This window comes from Rhodococcus sp. AQ5-07 (assembly GCF_009707305.1).
GTDB classification, from domain to species: Bacteria; Actinomycetota; Actinomycetes; order Mycobacteriales; family Mycobacteriaceae; genus Rhodococcus_F; species Rhodococcus_F erythropolis.
The window spans coordinates 47,946-66,683 of sequence record NZ_CP046100.1; the positions used below are offsets into that span (position 1 = coordinate 47,946).

General features: G+C 59.5%; 13 protein-coding genes and 2 pseudogenes. 5 read left to right on the plus strand and 10 right to left on the minus strand.

All coding sequences use genetic code 11. The features are described 5' to 3' along the window. Positions 1–4,085 precede the first annotated feature (4,085 nt). From GJB56_RS29540 to GJB56_RS29560, 4 genes are all read right to left on the minus strand, one after another. Positions 4,086–4,343 carry a hypothetical protein gene (locus GJB56_RS29540; protein WP_007733695.1) on the minus strand — a complete coding sequence of 86 codons (258 nt, stop codon included), beginning with the start codon at positions 4,341–4,343 and terminating at the stop codon, positions 4,086–4,088. 777 nt (positions 4,344–5,120) lie between these two features. Next, complete coding sequence (locus tag GJB56_RS29545; protein WP_113683892.1) at positions 5,121–6,062, minus strand: phospholipase D family protein; 942 nt, start codon at positions 6,060–6,062, stop codon at positions 5,121–5,123. A 670-nt stretch (positions 6,063–6,732) separates the two neighbouring features. Then, the gene (locus tag GJB56_RS29555) at positions 6,733–6,915 is read right to left on the minus strand and encodes a hypothetical protein (RefSeq protein ID WP_154606713.1); all 183 of its coding nucleotides are present in this window, start codon (positions 6,913–6,915) and stop codon (positions 6,733–6,735) included. Between the two features lie 28 nt (positions 6,916–6,943). Then, positions 6,944–7,426, minus strand: coding sequence for an SRPBCC family protein (locus GJB56_RS29560; RefSeq protein ID WP_019749519.1), 483 nt, complete (start codon positions 7,424–7,426; stop codon positions 6,944–6,946). Positions 7,427–8,187: 761 nt separating this feature from the next. On the opposite strand from GJB56_RS29560, the gene GJB56_RS31955 reads away from it, so the two are divergent. Next, complete coding sequence (locus GJB56_RS31955) at positions 8,188–8,322, plus strand: hypothetical protein (RefSeq protein ID WP_256065141.1); 135 nt, start codon at positions 8,188–8,190, stop codon at positions 8,320–8,322. 528 nt (positions 8,323–8,850) lie between these two features. On the opposite strand, the pseudogene GJB56_RS32145 reads toward GJB56_RS31955, so the two are convergent. Then, positions 8,851–9,005, minus strand: a pseudogene (locus tag GJB56_RS32145) (transposase); the annotation flags it as partial. A 1,183-nt stretch (positions 9,006–10,188) separates the two neighbouring features. Here GJB56_RS32145 and GJB56_RS29570 point away from each other — a divergent pair. After that, a complete protein-coding gene (locus tag GJB56_RS29570) occupies positions 10,189–10,371 on the plus strand; it encodes a hypothetical protein (protein ID WP_113683887.1) in 183 nt (60 codons plus the stop codon). A 1,346-nt stretch (positions 10,372–11,717) separates the two neighbouring features. Further along, on the plus strand, positions 11,718–12,497 hold the full coding sequence (locus GJB56_RS29575; protein ID WP_113683886.1) for a hypothetical protein: 780 nt from the start codon (positions 11,718–11,720) through the stop codon (positions 12,495–12,497). A 203-nt stretch (positions 12,498–12,700) separates the two neighbouring features. On the opposite strand, the gene GJB56_RS31500 is transcribed toward GJB56_RS29575, so the two are convergent. Next, the gene (locus tag GJB56_RS31500) at positions 12,701–13,270 is read right to left on the minus strand and encodes a DUF6328 family protein (protein ID WP_195849642.1); all 570 of its coding nucleotides are present in this window, start codon (positions 13,268–13,270) and stop codon (positions 12,701–12,703) included. Positions 13,271–13,618: 348 nt separating this feature from the next. Between GJB56_RS31500 and GJB56_RS29585 the strand changes: the two genes are divergently transcribed. Beyond that, complete coding sequence (locus GJB56_RS29585) at positions 13,619–13,933, plus strand: WhiB family transcriptional regulator (protein ID WP_113684007.1); 315 nt, start codon at positions 13,619–13,621, stop codon at positions 13,931–13,933. A 109-nt stretch (positions 13,934–14,042) separates the two neighbouring features. On the opposite strand, the gene GJB56_RS29590 is transcribed toward GJB56_RS29585, so the two are convergent. Continuing rightward, on the minus strand, positions 14,043–14,339 hold the full coding sequence (locus GJB56_RS29590; RefSeq protein WP_113683885.1) for a phosphate signaling complex PhoU family protein: 297 nt from the start codon (positions 14,337–14,339) through the stop codon (positions 14,043–14,045). A 401-nt stretch (positions 14,340–14,740) separates the two neighbouring features. Then, positions 14,741–14,947 (minus strand): annotated as a pseudogene (locus GJB56_RS29595) (SRPBCC domain-containing protein); the annotation flags it as partial. Positions 14,948–15,175: 228 nt separating this feature from the next. Between GJB56_RS29595 and GJB56_RS29600 the strand changes: the two are divergent. Beyond that, complete coding sequence (locus tag GJB56_RS29600) at positions 15,176–15,748, plus strand: TIGR03086 family metal-binding protein (protein ID WP_113683884.1); 573 nt, start codon at positions 15,176–15,178, stop codon at positions 15,746–15,748. 1,114 nt (positions 15,749–16,862) lie between these two features. Here GJB56_RS29600 and GJB56_RS29605 read toward each other — a convergent pair. Next, positions 16,863–17,249, minus strand: coding sequence for a hypothetical protein (locus GJB56_RS29605; RefSeq protein ID WP_113683883.1), 387 nt, complete (start codon positions 17,247–17,249; stop codon positions 16,863–16,865). Further along, positions 17,249–17,890 carry a nucleotidyltransferase domain-containing protein gene (locus GJB56_RS29610; RefSeq protein WP_113683882.1) on the minus strand — a complete coding sequence of 214 codons (642 nt, stop codon included), beginning with the start codon at positions 17,888–17,890 and terminating at the stop codon, positions 17,249–17,251. Before GJB56_RS29610 ends, GJB56_RS29605 begins: the two co-directional genes overlap by 1 nt. Positions 17,891–18,738: the final 848 nt, after the last annotated feature.

Below are 18,738 nucleotides of genomic sequence, written 5' to 3' on the forward strand. Positions count from 1 at the left end.
CATTACGTGCGCGCGTAGCATAACACGCATGTAATGCGTGGCGTTCAATCCTTGCACTCTGTGCGTGTTATGCACGAGTTGCGTCAAGTGCAACCCTTGCGTTCAGCGCGTGCATAGCTGACCATGCGTGCCCCGCACCCTGTGCATGCCATGCTCGACACGCTATCCATGCATCGTTCGCAAACCCCGCATGCGTTGCACACACTGCATACCTCGCAAGCTAAGCACTCATCACCTTCAACGCACGGCATGCTATGCATGCACTGCTCGCGGCGCTACCTCCGCACGCACGCGATGCGGTGCATGCAGTCCACACCATGCATGCAGTTCACGCATCACACGTTATGCAACGTATGCACGCACGCCATGCAGCGCTAGCAGAACACGCCTTGCATGCATTGCACGTCTTTTGCTTTTCTGCATGCAGTGCATGCATTGCATGGACGCGCAAAATAGCAGGTCAATGCACTCATTGGCACCGAACGAATCGAAAACATCTGCCGTGAGTGTCACACGTTGTTGCAAAGCTCGGCCGACCGAGAGCAGCTTAGCTGCCACGATCACCCGATAGCGCGACGTTTCAGACACCGAATCGAAACGTGTGACAGTCCGTCTCCGTCAGATTTTCGTGGAAGTCGAAGGGACGCTATTGGGCAGCCAACTGACTAAAGGCGGAAATATAGGGTTCAGCAATCTCCGCTGTGCGCACAGAACAAATTGCTCAACCGTCGCGAGCGGTCCTGCCCAGCCATCCGCCAATGCGCCGCCCTTGCCGCGGATGGAAGGAACGCGCCAACCTTGCGAGGCGGGGGGCAAGACAGCCTGCCACTTCAGAAACTTTCTGATGTTCGCGCCAGGGGCACTTCAATAGAACCCGGTACCCCTTTGAAGGCCAGAACATATCTCACTTCCATCGGCGTCCGAACATCCAGGGCAGAAGGAAGGACTCACGTGAACCGCACGGATGGTGAAAACACTGAGACATCCGTGGGGACGAACAACCGCACTGATCGGGGGAGGGGTTCCAATTCTATTGAGAGATACAGCCGACTGACTGCCAGTCGGGGTGCTCATCTAACTCACGAACAACATTGCGGAATCATCTCAGGACACAGCGGGGGCCCGCGGTGAAACGAAAATTCTGCGCGAAAGGTCGGTCGCGGTGTGAACCCGGACGTGTAGGGGAAGGGACGTGTGGAGATCCGGATCAGTCGAAGTTCGGCCGCGACGGAATCACCGAAGCGAGTCCGAGCAGGCACTAACTTTACGTCACAGTGACGAAATTAGGCTTGGGGACGGGGTGGGAAGAATCAGTTCCGTCAGGCTTGATTTCGCCGCTTTGCGAGCAGAACTTTCGGGTGGGCACATTTCGAATACAGCGACGCATGAATCGCAACGCCGAAACACACGCACTTCTCGACCGAGTGGGGGAGGGGATGGAGACAGCTTCCCGTCTACAAGTATCCCGTGCACGATGCCGGCGCTGCCGTGCCGACGGCTGCGAACGACGCAAGGGGGCCCACCGTTTCACGCAACAGCGCTGCCATACATGCAATGCGTGCGTTGCAAGGCATGCATTGCATGTATGGCATGCGCGACCAGGATGCCTCGCAAAGCATGCGTCACACGCAGTGATCGCACCATGCTTCTCTGCACAAAAAGCCGTTTACCTGCGCAAATAAAGATGCTCAGTCAGGTACATGTCTCGGAGAGATATGACCGATAGGCGATCCGAATACCTACGGACGCGTCTGCATTGGAGGAAACGGCAGTCGTTTCAACCTCCTCTCGGATGTTGAACCAGTACCAACGCAGCGTTCTTCAAGCGCAGACAAGCGGACCGCCAGCCCGCCATTGACTGGTTCGGGCGGGGTCAGTTTCTCCGAAAATGGCTGTGGAGTTCCGCGAACTAGATCAAAATGTTGTCCTCCTGGTTCTTCGTGTCCCGATCAACGTCGCCATGAGTATTTACACCTGTGGCGATCAGGGTGCTGTGCCACGGACCGCAACCCTTCTCGGCAACGCTTGTCGGTCATCGTAAGCGCGATTTTGGACGTGCATCGCCTGGCTTGATGGGGACCACGAAAGCCTCAATGTTGCTGCTTGCATGTCAGGTGTGCCCGAATGCTGGCTAGGATCTTGGCGCGGTGCTCCGGGTTCGCTGCCATTTTCGTACGCTGCACATGTGAGTTTTCAAGTAATTCTTGTTCCCTCTTTCGCGCCAGGTCGGCCGATTTACGCTGTTCACTGGGTGATTCTCCGGTCCAGTCGATCCCATCGAGCCTGCGTCTGAGGTATGCCAACGGTGAGATCAGGCTTGATCTTGTTGGCCAGATCCACCCCCGATCTGCTGTGTCTCGGGAGAGCGTCTGTGCGATGTCACGTCCTGTCCATCGCGTCGTATCGATTTTGACATCGCGGAGAAGATCACAGATCACCCCGATATGTCCGGGCGGTCTGAGAGCCGGCGCATGGTTGACGAGTTCGGCTGCAGTCCTCTGAAGTGCCAGAGGCCGGGGTGTCATCGGAGAAGTGCTTCGTTTTTTTGTTGTGAGCTGGGCTCGCGCGTGCGCGCGTTGGTGAGTTCTTCCTAACGGAAGAACTTCAAAAGATAAAAAACCAACACTAGATAGGGTGTCAGTTCCTATCGGCCCTGGTCGACTGCTGTGGGGCTGATTGACGCGGTTGACGTCGGGCCTCAGAGAGTTGCGAGCTCTGTGGCGGGTTGCTCTTTCAGAGGCGCGAGACGGTCGCGTCTTGGCGAGTTTGCGGTGAGGTGTCGTTGCCACGATTGTTCGAGGGGATGACAGTGACCATGTCGATGCAGCGCGGTGCTGTTGACCCCCGTGATGGGCTTCAGCAGCCAGAAATTCCAGGGTTTTGAGGTTTCGTCCCCGGACGTGTTCGATGCCCATTCCCAGAGCGATGAGCACTCGCCTGGCGCGGTTGACAGAAGATTCGCTGACTTTGGCCCGGGCAGCGATCGTTGATTTCGCTGCGGAGACCCCACGGCCGGTGTGGGATTCGGCGAAATGTGCGTGAGCTTGTGCCACTGCGTAAGCCTTGTCGGGCTTGATCAGGTTGCGCGCGCACAACGCCTTGCCGGCCGGGCTGGTGGTGTGATGCCGGAATTGGCGGAGCCATTCCCTGCGTGATGTCCACACTGGAACGCGTGCTTGTTCCGTTGGTTCGACAGGTAGGGACCAAGAGCGTCCACGCTGGTCAGTGGACTCGTTGAGTTGCCGTGTAGCGGCTTCGAGACGAGCGATACGTGAGAGAGCATCGTCGACTGCCGCTTGCCATTCGTCGACTTCTGTCGATTGAGGGACAGCGGATCGGGTGCCGATGTGCGACACGCCGAAGGTTGGTGATATGGAATGAGTTGGGGTGTATTCAGGGTATGCGCTACCCTGAGACATACCTGCCATAGGTAAGTCCCTTCCGGGGGATGCAGTACGAGCAGAGAAAGCGCTAACTTTCGAAGCTCACCTCTCGAGAATGTTCGAGAACAGATGTCGGAGAACCTGCCAGTTCTCAGTCGACGTCAAGGACCTGCCAGTCCTTATTTCGCCGCGATGCGGTCCGCTCCCAATCACCCCCTTCGGGGGCCTTTGTGCTTTTCAAGAGGTCTGCGCTGTTTAGTTAGGTATCGGGGCACTTCGTTCGTTGTCGGCTAGGGGCGGCCTCCCTGTCTGCGGATCCGCTGTACGCGCGTTACGGCCGCGGTTGTTCGGGAGGTCTGTTCGATCCGGCGGCCGCACATCGGTACCGCTATGGGTACGGTGCTGGCTTGCTCGGATGGGACATTCGGGACGCGAAAGTGTGATCCGAGCGCCGCGAAAGCTGAAATGTGATCTGGACGTGCCAAAAATGACACAGTGAACACGTCCGCGAGTATGGCGGAATTGCGTTTCTGCGATATCATCGAGTAAGCACCGCCTCTTCCTTTCGAGGTAGTGGTGGTCACCGCCTCTTCCTTCACTGGGTTAGTGGTGGTCAGGGAGCTGGGAAGCTCCCACAACCGCATAAACGGACAGCCCCCGATGCCGCCAAGCCCTGGGGGTTGTTCGCTGTCTAGGGATAGTTCATGCGCCGACCGCAAGTTGCTCGATGCGACGCAGTGATCCAGCTGCCTCGACCTCGAGAAGTCTCAGCTGGTCCGGATGCAGTTTGTCGATGATGTAGTCCGGGATGTCCAGTCCGTGGGTGATGGCCAATATGAGCACGGAGTAATCCCCAGCAGGGATTCCGAGTTCGGCGGCCCGATCCTCGTACACCTTGTGCTGCTTGAGGGGAGCACGAGTCGCGATGTGTCCGCGAGGTCCCTTGTTGTGCTGTGCCATGAGGAAAGACTAGAACCAATCTGTAACTGATACGGGTAGGCGCGCTTGTTCGGTGTGTCGCGTGTGGTTGATGTTGCCATGGAGTTCTGAGGGATTTTGCGGCGGCCCGCCTCACAGCCCACCGCCGGCCCGACCAGCGAGGGGATTGCCGGACCACCTCTACGGCTTCCCTGAAGGTGAAGTTTGGGTGAGTTGGCGGTCGGCAGTTCGATGATGGGTCTAGCGTCGGAATCGGGTTGGATTCTTCAGGAGCGGATAGAGATGCTTGGCTCTCATGCTGTCAGACGCCGGGGAGGTTCATGTGCGACTGAACGCGGGGGAGCGGTTATGTAACCCGCGTGTTGGACGGCGCTTCCGCAGGCTGCTGCCGTGTGTCGTGGAGATGGATGGCGACAGGGGGCCTGTGGACAGTCGATGGTGCGTCTGCGAGCTCGATAGCTCGGGTCACGTGTCGAGAGGAGCACCTGAAAGATCCGGAAAGGCACCTCAACCTGTCAACTGCCGAACGTAGGCTTCCAACGGGGAGGGTTTGTGCCTTCGTGTTCGCCTGCGAATCGTGACGGGACTTCGGTTGGGGGGAGGTCGATCCGCGTACAGTGTCACGCAGAATGCTCTTTATCGCAGTTGCGCAAAGGATTTCGTTCACCGGATTCGAACATTAGAGTCGTGCGTCGTTCGACTTCCGCTAGTGGATTGCTCGGATCGACATATCGACGGTGCGCTGTTCGCGCACTCGAAGGAATGCTTCGCATTCCGTCAACATTCGTTTCTCAGGACTCAAAGGTTCCACAACGCCAACAGTTCGGCCCGAAGACTGAGCGAGCGAACGTAGTGGTTGGACCGCAGTTGTGCGCTGGGGTACCCGACATCCACGAGATACCTCTCAGCGTCTGCCACAGGAAGCGGTAGCAGGTCGTTGCGAACGCGCAGAAAGAACTGAAATTGACTGGGGGAATCCGGTATTCGATCCTGGTTCGATATCACGACAGCGGGTGGCAATAACAATTCGTTGTCCGTGGAGACACGGATGACGACGTCCCCACGTGCCATGCTGCTTGGTTTTCCGAGTCTGAGTGTTTCGAGTCGATATCTCACGCTCGGATTGACCGAAAGCTGCTTCGTTGAAGGCTGTTTCACAGGTGCGATGCGCACGGAGGTTTCGTGATCGCTGACTTGCCTGATAAACATTCGGTTGGTCGGAGTTAGAGGAAAGTCGTTGTCAAGGTTCTGCATTCGGCCAGTGATGCCGGGTATGGGTACAGCACGCCCGATCGCCCATTCGCGCGCGGCGTTGTCGATGAATATTTGGTCTACAGCAGTGGTTTCGTGGATATTGTTGATGAACGCGCGACTGTCGGCAACCACTTGGGGGTCATCGGAAATGACGACCGCTTCATGGGTGAATGTGGAATTTTCGGAAGCATTCGGCGAGCCGATTACAGCTCGTTGGTTCGTCACGATGACCTTGGCGTGCAGTGTTGACGACGACAGGATGCGAACGCCCTTGCTGAGGTAGTGCGCAAGAACGGCAGGTGAAGTGGCGTGGGCGCGGATCGCCGCGGTAGAAGCATTGACGATCAGAAGGTCTCCACTGCGAAGTGGAAGTAGTTCGGGCGCAAGGTGTCCGAGATAGGGAACAGCGGCATAGCGTGGGCCTCGCGTGCGGATCGCGCGAGTGATGTGTGGCCACGGGTTCGGTCCGTGGAAGCTGGTCCCCATAGCCTAGAACGGTAGCGCGAATCGGGCCCGATTTCTGGCTCCTGCGTGAAAGCTGCCGTTGTTCTGCGTCGTCTCCGGAGCAAAAGAAACTTCCGGATATCTGTGATCTGTCGTGGAGGTCGAAGAATGTTGTAGCGATCAACCCTGCCGGGTCAGACGGCGTTATACCCCAGTGCGACTGCAGCGCTGTCGATTCGGCGTGCGATTTCGATACGGGACGGTGGCAGTGATGGCGCCGGACGGGTGGGAAGGGTCTGCTGCTTGTTCGAGCAGCGCCCCGCACAGTGCACCGGGAAATTTGCCGCGGTACGCGATCCCGCGGGGGTGAGGGCGGGCGTGGTGGATCGTGCGGGCCCATGCCTGGAGGGGCGTGTAGGCCTGAGATCGTAGGCGCTCGCCGTGTGGATATCGGGTGACTGATGTAGTGTCGCTGGCGGGCCGAGTCGATTCGTGATCAGTGCTCGAAAAGTGAACGCGCAGAAAACGTCTCGGCATTCTAGTGTAGGTCGGGCGGCGTGGTCTTCATGAACTGATGGACCCGTGCCTCGTGACGGGGAAGCCGGGCGTGTTGGGCTGCAGTGGAGGTTCGTCTACTACTCTTTGGCAGCCTCTTGTCGCGAGTTCAGGTGAGGTGGCGGCTGGGAGGCGTCAGCGTGGCTTCGGCGCCCCATCAGATAACAGGCGGTAGGGCCGGCGTGATGGTTGTGAGCGCAACGTAGGACATGGCACTCACTGGAGACGTTGTGGGGAAGAAGATTCCGTTGAGATAGATCCATGAGGTTGCGACGGCACCGGCGATCAGTGCTGCGATTGTCGCGGTGGTGGCTGCGCGCTCGCGGAAGAGGAGCATCACGGCCCCGACGCTGGGCTTTCGGGCGGGGTCAGCGCGGATAACCTCTGGCTACGGTGCGTGCAAGGATACCGAGCGTGGCTTTGAGAGATCCTTCGGCGATGACGGGAAAGATTCCTGCTTGCCGCCAGGCGGGGCCGATATCAGACCAGTCGTAGTACGAGGTCACGAGGGAACTGTGGCCGTCGTCGGCCGGCTCGATCCGATATCCGTAGACGTGCCCGATCGGAGGCCGGACAGTTCCGAGGATGGTCCATGCTATTTCGCGTTGGGGAACAAAAGTTTTGATCGTCACTGTGACGTCGTACTGTCCCATGGGTAGGTCGCCCAGAGCTTCGCGATCCATGTGGACGACGAATTCGTCGCCGGTCGCGGTCACGAGTTCGCCATCTGCGCCCATCAGCATTCCGGATCCGTCGATGGCGACGTGCCCCTGAGGGTCGCAGAGGACCGCGAAGATCGATGCGGGGTCGGCACGGATGGTGCGCTGTACTTCGATCCGTTCGCTAGTCATGTGGCGAATGCTGCCATACCGCCGATCGGTCGGCGAGGTTTCTCTCGTTCGGTGGGTGCATTCATCGGCTTCGGTCGGTGAGGCGGGGTGATGCGCGGACATGTCGGATGCTGCCGTTCACGCGCCGGATGGTTGAGTAATCCTGAGCGGGGTAGGTGATCCATGGAGTCTTCGCGAATGCTCGTGGAGAGCGTGGGTAATCGACCGTGTGGATACTGGGTGACTGTTGTAGTGCCGCTGGCGGATTGTGTCGACTCGTGAGAGGTGCTCGACAAACGAACGTGCGGAGAGTTTCGCGATAATTTAGTGGCGGGGACAGTTCCATTCGCCGAAGAACCTGGCCATGGCACTGGGCGGTGAGGTGGGGGAGCTGTGTACGGAAATGGGGATCTCACTTGTGCGCGGTACTGATAGGCGTCGTTGTCGAGCGTTTTCTGTGGAACTTAAGTGCTAACGCACCCCTTGTTGAGATGCCGAAACTACGACTTAAGTCGGAACAATTGAGATAAATCACGAAAACTGGCACGAGTTCTAAAACACTGTCTACGGTTACTTCCACATCGTGATCGCTCGGCCCTAGATCCCGTCCTTCGGGTGACGGAAATTCTTACCGGCGACATGCGACTGTCCGTTGCGAAGGAGTGGGAAATGTTAGTTCCGTTCTTGCAGGCGATTCTGAATTTCGCCTACGGGTCAATCGATGCCGGTGGGGTCGTCATCGACGGGCTCACTGGAATCTCGAGCGAATAGGAGGATGCGAGATGAATTCATCTGATCTGGGTTCGGTTTCGGCACTCTTGCCCATGATGCTGACTGCTTTTAAGTCCATCATCACGATGCCTGTTGCGCTCTCTGTGGACTTCGGTCTCGACGTCCCGTTCAATCCGTTCAAATAGTTTAGGAGGGTGAAAATGGGTTCCTTGGAAGATGTTTTCGGTCTTTTCACCGGGTCACTGTCAGCGATCCACGTCAGCTTCTTCGAGATGCTGACTGCATTGTCGAGTGACGGATGGGTGAAGGAATGACCTTCCGATCCGACTACTCGCGGCTTAAGGAGGTGAGTATCTAATGCTTTTTTCCTTCTTGAGTAATGCTCTGGGTTCGCTTCGAGATGTCAGCGGCTTGGCGGTGATGGGAAGCATGATGATTCCCTCGTTCAGCGCGGAATAACCTGATATGCGGGTCGACTCGTCGATAGGTGACGAGCCGGCCCGCATTTTCTGTTCCGATGAAGATTCGGAGCGGCCGAAGACCGTCGATGCTCGAAGCTGTCGGCGGATCGACGAGCAACATGTAGATCTCACGAGCAGTGTGATGTTTGAGGCATCGGTGGATCTTCGGCGGCGATTTCCTTTCCACTGGTCGACGTGCGACGTAGGTGCGCTATCGCATGTCGCTACTAGTGTGGATGATCGCGATCCGCCAGAGCGCATTGTTGGCATGACGATCTCCGCCGCGGTTGGCCGGTGGCGAGTGTGCTTTCCTGCGGACGCCTCGATCGGAGAGATCCGCACAGGGCAGCGAACGATGCTTCACTGCGTAGTCTTTCGGGATTGTCGCCTGTGGTGACGAGCAGTGTGGATGCGCCGTTGACGCCGACCGGTGCGGCGAGCAGTGCAGTTGACTCGGCCACGAGATCGGTGAGTTCGCTTCGAAGCCGGTTCATTTCTTCACCCTGAGTGATCACCCGACGGGGCAGAAACCGTAACGTCGATTTGGCCGCCTCCAGAGAGGCGGTAGGTGCGCCCTATCCGACTCGCACCGTCGAGCAGTGGTGCAACAAGGCTCCGGTTGTCATTGATTCGAACTGATCACGTAGTTCGCGAGGAGCGCTGACGGTGACATTGCGTAGCGAATTAGTTGGTGCCGTAGAGTATCAACGCAATCCAGACAAACTGCTGCGAAGCGGCCAGCTCGTTTCGATTGTCCTGCCGTGTGACTTCGCGAAAGCACTCGCGGTTACAGAAAGTACGGACCTCGCCGTCGCCTCCCAATGGATCGAATCGGTCTGGCCTCGCAAACGGGGTATCTGCCGATTGGGTTGGTTCACTTCGACCACCTCGAAGCCCTGGCTGCGCAGAAGCACGGTCACGGCGACGCCATATGAACCGGTGTCTTCGACTCCGATCCGGGTCACCAAAGCAATCGACGAAAACCAATGCAGCAGAGCCTTGTAACCCGTGACTGTTGTCGCTGCGGTGAAGCGTCCAGCAGTCACCCGAGACGATCGATGACTGCGACGACGTGAAAATCGAGGAGGACCCCGGCTCGACGCACGTTGCCGCGGAAAGCCATGAACGGCCAGCAACGACCACCGACAGATCCAAACAAGGACACGGTTCGGTCAGTTGACCTTCGAGTTAGATGCAGCTCGACGCAATCATCAGGTCTAGTGTCGGCATCTTGATCTGTACAAGGGTTCTTACCCATGTCGGAGTGCAGATCGAGCCTCGCTCAAAGGCATCGATTCGTGCCACGACCGTATCCGCCGGAGTTCCGACTCCGGACCGCAACCCTTGTCCGAGCTGGCAAACCGATCACCACCACCGCATAAGAACTCGGCATCAGCGCCGCCGCGCTCCACACGTGGGTTCGCCAAGATCAAGTCGACCGGGGCGAACGGTCAGGCATCACCAGAACAGAACCTGCGCAGCTGACAAAAGCGAATAAGCGCATCCGACTACTCGAATCGAAGTCGAAATCCTCCGCAGTGCCGCGGCGCTGTTCGGGGAGAACTGCTCGACCCCAGAAGAATTCACCCGATGTTCGACATGCTCGTCGACGCCGGGACCCGTGAAGGGCTGTTGCCGGCTTTCGGTGTCAGCAACCTGGATTACTGCGTCTACAAGATCCAGCCGATGTCATCCGCCACGGATACGCTGGCAGTGGCTCACGGGCGGATCGGAGAACTCCACACAGCCTCGCGACAGCCCTACGGGTCTTGATCTGTGTGTGCGGAGCTCACGCGCGGTAGGGACATCGTGGTCAGTGAAAATCTCGTCGGCGAACTTATGAGGCTCGGCGTCGCCGGCCTGCCTGGTCCGGCGAAGACCAACGGTTGAAGGGCGTTGCGCCGGCGGAGGATCTCGTGCACCAGCAGTTTCATCGTATCGCGCCAAATGAGTTGTGGGTTAAGGGAATTACCGAACATCTTACCCGGAAAAAATTGTACTGCGGCGCGGTAGTTGACATGTTCAGCCGGAAGGCCGCTGGCCCCTCGATCGATAACTGCCAAGGCTTGACACTGGTATTGAGTGCCTTGGAATGTGGCGATCAAGAATCGGAAACCGCCTCCCCGGGGGATTGTGCACGCCGCTCGTGGTGTTCAGTTCACGTCCTGCGTATTCACTAGTAGAATTCGTTCCGCGGACTTGGCCCCCTCATTCGGCACCACCAGCGACGGGTGGTCACACGGTCCACCTTGGGGACCGCGTCGCCAGAGTGATCAATCCACTGACCTGTCGGGATGAAGTGCTCGTTGTGCAGGGAATGAGGTCGAGCCGCTGTTCTGGCGCGGTCCCAGTAATGCGGGTCGGCACGCGCGAAGGCGACGTATCGCAGGTTCAACGGTTAACCTCCCGGTCGGTCCCCCTGCGGTTGGTAGTCAATTCGTGCCACGTCCGAATCCCCGTGTGGCTTGGATTGCTTGTGGCAGAAGAGTATCCGATTTCGGTCATTTCGGGCGAAATTCGTAAACTATCGCCCAAAAGCACTAAGGGATGGCCGGGGTGGCCAGGTTGAGTTCGCGCGATCCCGTGAATGGTCACGTGGCAACACGAGCGCGGAGTGAATCGATCTCCCGTGGAGCCAATTCAGTTACGTGTCTGCCAATTCTGTTCGACTGCTCGACCGGTTCTCCGACTTCCAGTGGAGGCGAAGGGCCCTTGTGCTGCGTCTAAAGTATGAACTTTTCGCCTTTCCTTGACTTTGTCGGTAAAGTGAGAAAACTGGTACCTGTTCTAGGGATTTGGGATGCGAGAATTCTCGCCGGCACTGGACGCAGGATGCGATTCTTCTGCATCGCTGCGAAGGCTTACCCCTACATCGATCTTCTACCGCCGACCATGTGTGGACTCACTGAGCTGAAATCTACTCTCGGGCTGTCCTGCAACGGTATTCGAACCTGCCTTGCTCCGGGAAGCGACTCCCGGAATGGCGCTGTGCCGAGTTCGTTCTGTCTACGAATAGGGAGGAGGAGTTTTTCTTTGCGATGATGCCGCGATTCGAAATCTGTTGCGACATTTCATCTTGTTGAACGTCAATCGTTTCTCAACGAAAGAAAAGGTTCACAATGACTGTATCTCTCGCTCGGCGTGCCGGAACGACTGCTGCGATCTCTGCGGCAGCATTAGGTTTGGTGTTTGCGGCCACGATGCCGGCGTCGGCCCACAACGTGACGACGAATTACAACAACGCCTGCATGGGTGACCCCAATTCACTCATTGCCGGCAATGTTCACCAGCCGCTTCAGGCTCACTCCATGTCGGTTGCGCACTCGTCGTCGACACCGGGCACCTACACGATTCAGCCAGGCTCGCAAACTGTTCCGACCAGTGGTGGCGGTGCCACCGTCGTCAATCTGAATCGATTGAACCTCGTATTCAAGATCGATCCGGCAACCTTCACCTCAGCGTCTATCGTCTCCGGGACGGGCAGTGGATTCAGTGGCACTCCGGTGGTCACTCGAGTGAACGCAAGTGGTGCTGCCGACGCTACAGGGTCTTACCTTTCCCTCAATGGCGGAGTCGGAACAACGATTGCGGGTGCGAGTCCGGGCGGCTCGAATACCTCTGATGCCGGTTTGACCGCGCTTGCCGGCGCCACCTTCACGCTGCCTTCGGTCCAAGTTGTCACGACCTCCTCCAACCCGGCGGTTTACATCAACACCGACGGTGATGCCGGGAAGTACGCAAACCCGAAGAATTACATGACGTTCTTGTCGAAGGCGACATTGTTCGGAACTCAGTACGCCCCGACGATGTGCTCGGCAACGGATGTCAACCCGCGAACCGACGCGAATATCGGTTCCGTTCTGACGCCGAACGGCGGAGCGGCCAACCTGCACCCATGATTGTCGGCACTGGTGCCGCGCGCCGAGTCGATGTGACCTCCAGCGTGCGCTGAACATGCAACGTCGCAGTTCTCGGTGAGAAGTTGCCCCACGCCTGTTCGGGCGTGGGGCAGCCTTCGTTCTTTCGGCGACTTCAGTATTGAAGTGCGGTCTTGTGCCCGTCGATTCTCTTTGACGGGCGTGTTACCGGGGCCGGTGACCCTTTAGTTACTAAGTCGAGGCGCTCCCTCGATCTCGGTCCCGCGCTCGGCGCCACTTACATCGTGGACCTCGGGCACATCAAAGTCTCCGGAGCCGACGGTGCGACTGAGCGTCAGGCCAGGTAAGGGTGGGTTTAATCGGTCCCGCCGGATGAGGAGAAGGCCGGTGACGGCGAATCGTTGACCCTGCTCGACGAGGATGGGGAGGGCATGACGCCTGAAGAGTAGGCGGTGCATGGCAACAGGTGATACGAGCACGATCGTCGCTGCCGTCGACATTGCGAGCGTGATCAGGTACAAGTCCTTCTCGAAAGCTTGCAGATCCGAGAAGCGTTGCTGGAAGGGCAATGTCAGGAGGAAGCCGGTGAGGATCTGCATGCCGGTCTGGACTACCCGGAGCTCTTGGAGGATGTGGGACCAGTTGCGGTCGAGTCGTTGGGTGGGTGTCTCGTGGCGGACGCGATAGTTCCATTCTGAATCGGCGCGTGGCGGTGCAGTGGCCTCGGGACGCGGTTCGGGGCGCGGCCGCTGCGCCCGGCTTCCGTCGCCGGTTGGTGCGTGTCCGGTGCTCATCTGGGTGAGCTACCCGCTCAGCGCGTGGGGAAAACAGGCGTCCCCGTGCCAGGCGCAGGGCTGGGTACGTAATGATTTGCGTGGCGGGTTGTTTGCCGGGATCGTTCCATGTGGTGAGCTAGCGGGTTTTCGCAAGCTGTCGGCGTGGGTGTCGTTGCTCTGGTAATTCTGTGAGGCAGCGCCCGGAAAACGGGTTTGCATAGAGTCGAAGGAAGTCATCATGACGAAGCCTCCGCAGGACCAATGGGTGGGGAAATTGACGGCAGTCCGGGGTACTCGGGTGTGAGCGGAAGACCTGCCGTTCGATGAGGGCGGTTGGCGAGCAAGAAATGGGGCGGTGAGGCGATTATGGGCAGCAAGGCCGGGGGTGCCCGGGTGGGCTTGGAACAGGTAGTGATTGCTCCGTGTCGGTCACACGATCCGGAATGGTGGTTTTCTTCGGTGCGTGTGGAGCTGTCGAAGGCGATGTCGTTGTGTCGCAGTTGTTCTCACATGTCGGAGTGTTTGGCGGGCGCCCTCGCTCGCGGGGAGGCGGCGGGGGTGTGGGGTGGCCGCTATCTGGTGGAGGGGCGGATTGCGGCTGTGCCGGGCCCATGGCTTCCCTCTCGTGGGAGGGTTCGGCTGGCCGTTTCCCGGAGTAGAAATGACGAGGGAAGAGGATAAAGCCTGGGCACGAAAAGATCCGTGTGGCCGCCTAGAGCTACGGGCGCGGCGAATCGGTCGGGCGCTTCCGGATCGGCGACTGTCGTCTATACAGAGGGGTTGGTAGATTTCAGGAAGGAAGGGTTTCGGGCCGCGCGGGGAGTTGTCCGGTTTCGAGGAAGATGATGTGTCGGCCGATGTCGACGGTGTGATCGCAGAACCGTTCGTAGAACCGTCCGAGCAAGGTGACGTCGACTGCTGCTTGTACTCCGTGTGGCCATTGCTGGGCTTGGGTGACGGTGAACAGGCGCCGGTGCAGTTGGTCCATGACGGTGTCGGCTGCGACCAGCTTTTCGGCGCGTGCATGGTCGAGGTGTCGGAGTACCACTTGGGTTTCGGTGGCCCGGGCTACCGCTGTCCTCCCCATGTCCTCTACGACTGGCTGTGCTTCGGGTGGCACTGCCGGTGTGGGATGGCGTAGGCGTGCGATCTTGGCTACGTGAGTGGCGAGTCCGCGGCATTATCGAGTGGTAGCGGCTCCACGTGTTGCCGACACCTGGCCGTTGCACTCGACGGTCGGCGCCACCGCTTGATCAGCACTGGCGAGGCGAAAGATCCTGCGCACGCATGATCTTTCGTGCGTCGTAGAGGGGACTCATTCGACCAGAATCGGCAACCGGTGGGAACCTGCCGCCGGAAAACCGAGCACGCTGACGGGAATCTGCTGCTTCACAAGGCGGGGCTGGGTGATTGCCGGGTTATGGCGATCAGTTTGAAGCTCTGATCGCCAACCACCCGGCCCGCAGCACCCACATCAGGAGGAGTGTGTCATCCGAGGTAGTTGCCGAGTGCGTCGAGGAGGCCTCGGGTGCCTTGTTCGCGTCCCTGTCCGTCAGCCCAGAACTGGTCGAAGAAGATTCCGTGCTCGACGTGGGTGAATCGGGTGCAGGCATCCGTCGGCTCGAATTCCATTGAGGCTACGGATGTCGACATGTGGGCGCCGTCGAGCCGCATGTCGTAGGTCGTGACGGTGCGGCCAAGTTCAGCCGTGTGCTCCGTTCGATCGCCTCAAACCAGTCTTTCGACGGCTGGCCTGACGCCTTCACTTACCCGAGACTCTGCGCAGCGATCACCGACAAGCCTCACCTATCGCGGCTCCGTCGTCGAAAACAGCACCACAGCTACCGGGTAACCCATGTCATCAGTCAGAGTTAGAGTTGGGCGCGTTGCATCCCGGCGCAATTCAGAAGAACTGAGGCTCAGATGACTCCCGATCAGACCCCGGCCGAGGAGTACCGCGAACTTGCCGGCCGCTTCAGCGAAATCGTGGACGGTGTACCCGATCAGGCAGTGTGGAACAGGGCCGCACCGGTCGAGGGTTGGAAGGCCCGCGACGTTGTTCGCCACCTCGTCGAGTGGTTTCCGCCGTTCCTTCAGGAAGGTGCCGGCATCACTTTGCCTGCCGGTCCGGACGTCGATGACGATCCGGCAGCTGCGTGGCGCGTCTTCAACGACGGTGTCCAAGCCGTGCTCGATGATCCGACTGCCGGGGACAAAGTTTTCTCCCATCCGAACACCGGTCAGGCATCCTTACCTCAGGCTGTGGCGCAGTTCTTCACCGCCGACGTGTTCATGCACAGCTGGGACCTGGCGCGCGCTACCGGTCAGGACGAGACCCTCGACCCTGAACGCTGCGCCGTGATGCTCGCGGGTATGGAGTCCTGGGATGAGGTGCTGCGGTCCAGCGGTCAGTACGGGCCACGGGTAGATGTGGCTGACGGCTCCGACGTGCAGACTCGATTTCTGGCTTTCATCGGACGCGACCCACGCCCGTGAGGCAGTCCAGCGACGGAAGCTGGCCGCCCGGATCATGTTGCTCTGCAACAGGAGCCGTACGAAGTCTAGCCTGCCGTGAACGGTCCCTGGAGCAATGATCCGCGCGTGCTCGAACCTGTCCGCTGACGTCCCCGGCTGTCGTATGACGTCCGGGACGGAGCTTGAGGGCCAGAGTCCGGAGGGCGGTCAAGCGTCGCTGAGCGCGTAGACGCTGGTGACCCCCCTCTTTTTGGGTCGAGGTTCGACGGCTCGGCGTCCGAGTCGGTTTGGGTGAGGGGGTAGCGGTGTCAGATTTTGGGGGTGTCACGGAGGTGCGTGCTTGTTTACGGGCACGGAATCGCTGTTAGATGTGCCGTACCGGTTCGGTGGGTTCGGTGCCGTCGGGGGAGGTCGATGATCGGATCTCGGTGGAGGGCGTGCGGTTCGTGAAACCAGAAGGTCGTGGGGTGTGGTCGATTCGGGGCAGGCGCCCACCGCCGTGAGTGACCAGCGTGCTGGTTGGTGCCTGTGTGCGACTCACCCGAATCGTTCGCCGCGTGGGGTAGTCACCTGGCGGCGGGCGGGCTGAAACATCGGCGGTGGGAGCGCGTTCAGGTGGTGGTTGTGAGGGATGCCTTTCCGTGGGTACACCGATGCGAGCCGGTGCGGATTGGAGGGGAGTGCACGGCTTCGGTAACAGCTACCTGGCGACCCTGGGGCTCTTGTCTCGGCTGACCGACTGCGAGAGCTGCTCGCCGCCTCGCATCGCCCGGATGTTGCGGCGCGACAGTTCTGAAGCAGTAGAACCCAACCCGCCAACTAACGATCTTTCACAAGGAACATGATTGCGTCCGGGGTGTGCGGTAGAGGGCGGTCTCGCACGCGGCAGTAGGAGAAGTGTGACGCGAGCAGGCAGAGCATCGTGCCGAAGTCGACGACGGTGAGGCACGAATGCGGACTCCATCTGCGGTCGCATCGACCGAATCGATATCGACACCCGCCGGATGTAGGGCGCATTTCTCGTCGGTAGCGAGGGTTGGGTTCGGCGAGGTGGTTGAGCCGGGGGTCGGTCCGGCGAGGACTTGACGTTGCAGGTGTGCAACGGCAGGCGCGCTGGATCCGGGGAGTCGGGGGGCTATCTTCGAGTGGCCATTGCCTGCTTGGCTGCCTCGACGAGGTGTTCCGCTGCGCGGTTCATCTTCTTCAATTCCGCAGAGGTCAGGTCCTGGTGGGTGTAGGCAGCTTTGTTCTTCAAGTTCAGCAGTGTGTTCAGATGCCGTTCGGATCCGTTGTCGGCGCGTTTGAGTAGTGCAATGGCCTCGCTGTGGTTGCCGGTGTTCGAGTGCACACCGAGGCGCAGGCAGCAGAGGACGTCCGAGGCGGCGATACCCGCGTCGACGTACAAGTCCCCTGCGGCGTTGGGCATCTCCTGTCCGAGATGGTCAGCGGCGTCGAAGAATTCGTTCGCTTTGGACATGCGTCCCTCGGTGACAACGGAGTCGCAGTCGCGTTGTCCGGCCATCAGGACCTCTTCGCAGCAGGGCGCAGTTGCGCGTTGAGCCAGCTCCGTGTTCCCGCTATGGTCAGGCCCTGTTTCGCGACGTCTCGGAGTAGGGGTTCGCCGGCGGCGGCCGCGGCACGGAGCTCGTCCTCGGTGTACTCGACGATGCGTCCGTCGTTGCCGGTCCACGCGGTGACCAGTCGGGCGAGTTCGGTTACCCGTTCCTCCCACGCTTCGTTCCCGTCGTGGCCGGTGTCAGCGGCGCGCACCAGGAACAGGTCGATGTCGCTCTCGAGCTTCATGTGCCCGGTTGCTGCCGATCCGAATACTGCGGCATACCGCAGCGTCGTGAGCCACCCGTTCAGGTGTTTTTCGAGGCGTTCGAGGAAGGTGGAGTTCAGCTGTGCAAGTGCCATAATGGGTTCGGCTGCGAGATGCTCGGTGTTGAGGCGGTAGGTGTTGGTCCTGCCTACCTGATCGTGGAGCACCACACCTTGCGCGGTGAGGCGGTTGAGGACCTTGCGGATGCCTTCGCCTGAGCCCGTGGCGAGGATGCGCTGGACTTGGCTGATCGTGAACGTGGCGTCTGCGCTCGCCAAGACAGCAAGCACGTCGCCGTCCAGGGTCGGCGTTACTGTGGCGAACGGCCTGTTCAGCTGCATAGCAGGCACCTCCGAAGTTCCAACTAAAGTGTGAATATAGCAACTATAGTTGGAGTAGTTCGCGAAGAAGTCAAGGACACGCGAACGATAAGGCTTGCCCCCGTTCAGCAAGACTCCGGCAAGCGGACCGGGAATCTGCGCCGACGATCCCGCCGCCTTGTGGTTGGAACGTTTTCGCCGCCGATCGTCTGTTGGGAACTTGTCCTGGGGTTTAACTGCCACAAGAAGTGGGAATATCACCGCCGCGGCAGTTGATGTCGGGCAGATGATCGGCCGCAGATGGCCAACCAACCGGGTGTTGACTCCCCGGGGGGTCGGCCGCCCGATCTGCGTACCGCTTCGTCGCTTCGGATACGGTCCGCGCCGCGAACGACGACGCACATCAGATGGCGGCGATCCGATGAGCGCGCGTGTGAGCAGGCAATCGATCTGATGTATTCCTCGGGCGAGGCCGAGCCGTTCGTGCTGCCATGCAATGTGGTTGTCATCGGCCGCGGTCGAGCACCGCGGACCGCTCGATTGCCCTCGTGGACACGGCGATGCGGCGGCGCTTCGGATTCGTTCCGCTGCATCCGGCGCAGGAGCCTACGAAATCTCCTCCTGAGAGGTTGGCTCAGCGCCCGCCCGTGTCCGCAGCGTGTCGCGGACCTGCACGGTACGTGCAGCGCTGCGATCGACGATCCGGACGCACCTGTTCTTGCCCTCGTATTTTGATGCGCCCTGGCAGTCCATAGTGAGGGGGGATTGGCGTAGGTATTTCGGCCGCGTGATCATTGTCGTTGTTCGAGGACGTTTCACTTCGGTGACTCCCGCCGTGGCTCTCGATGCCCGATACGGCCTTGCCGCTT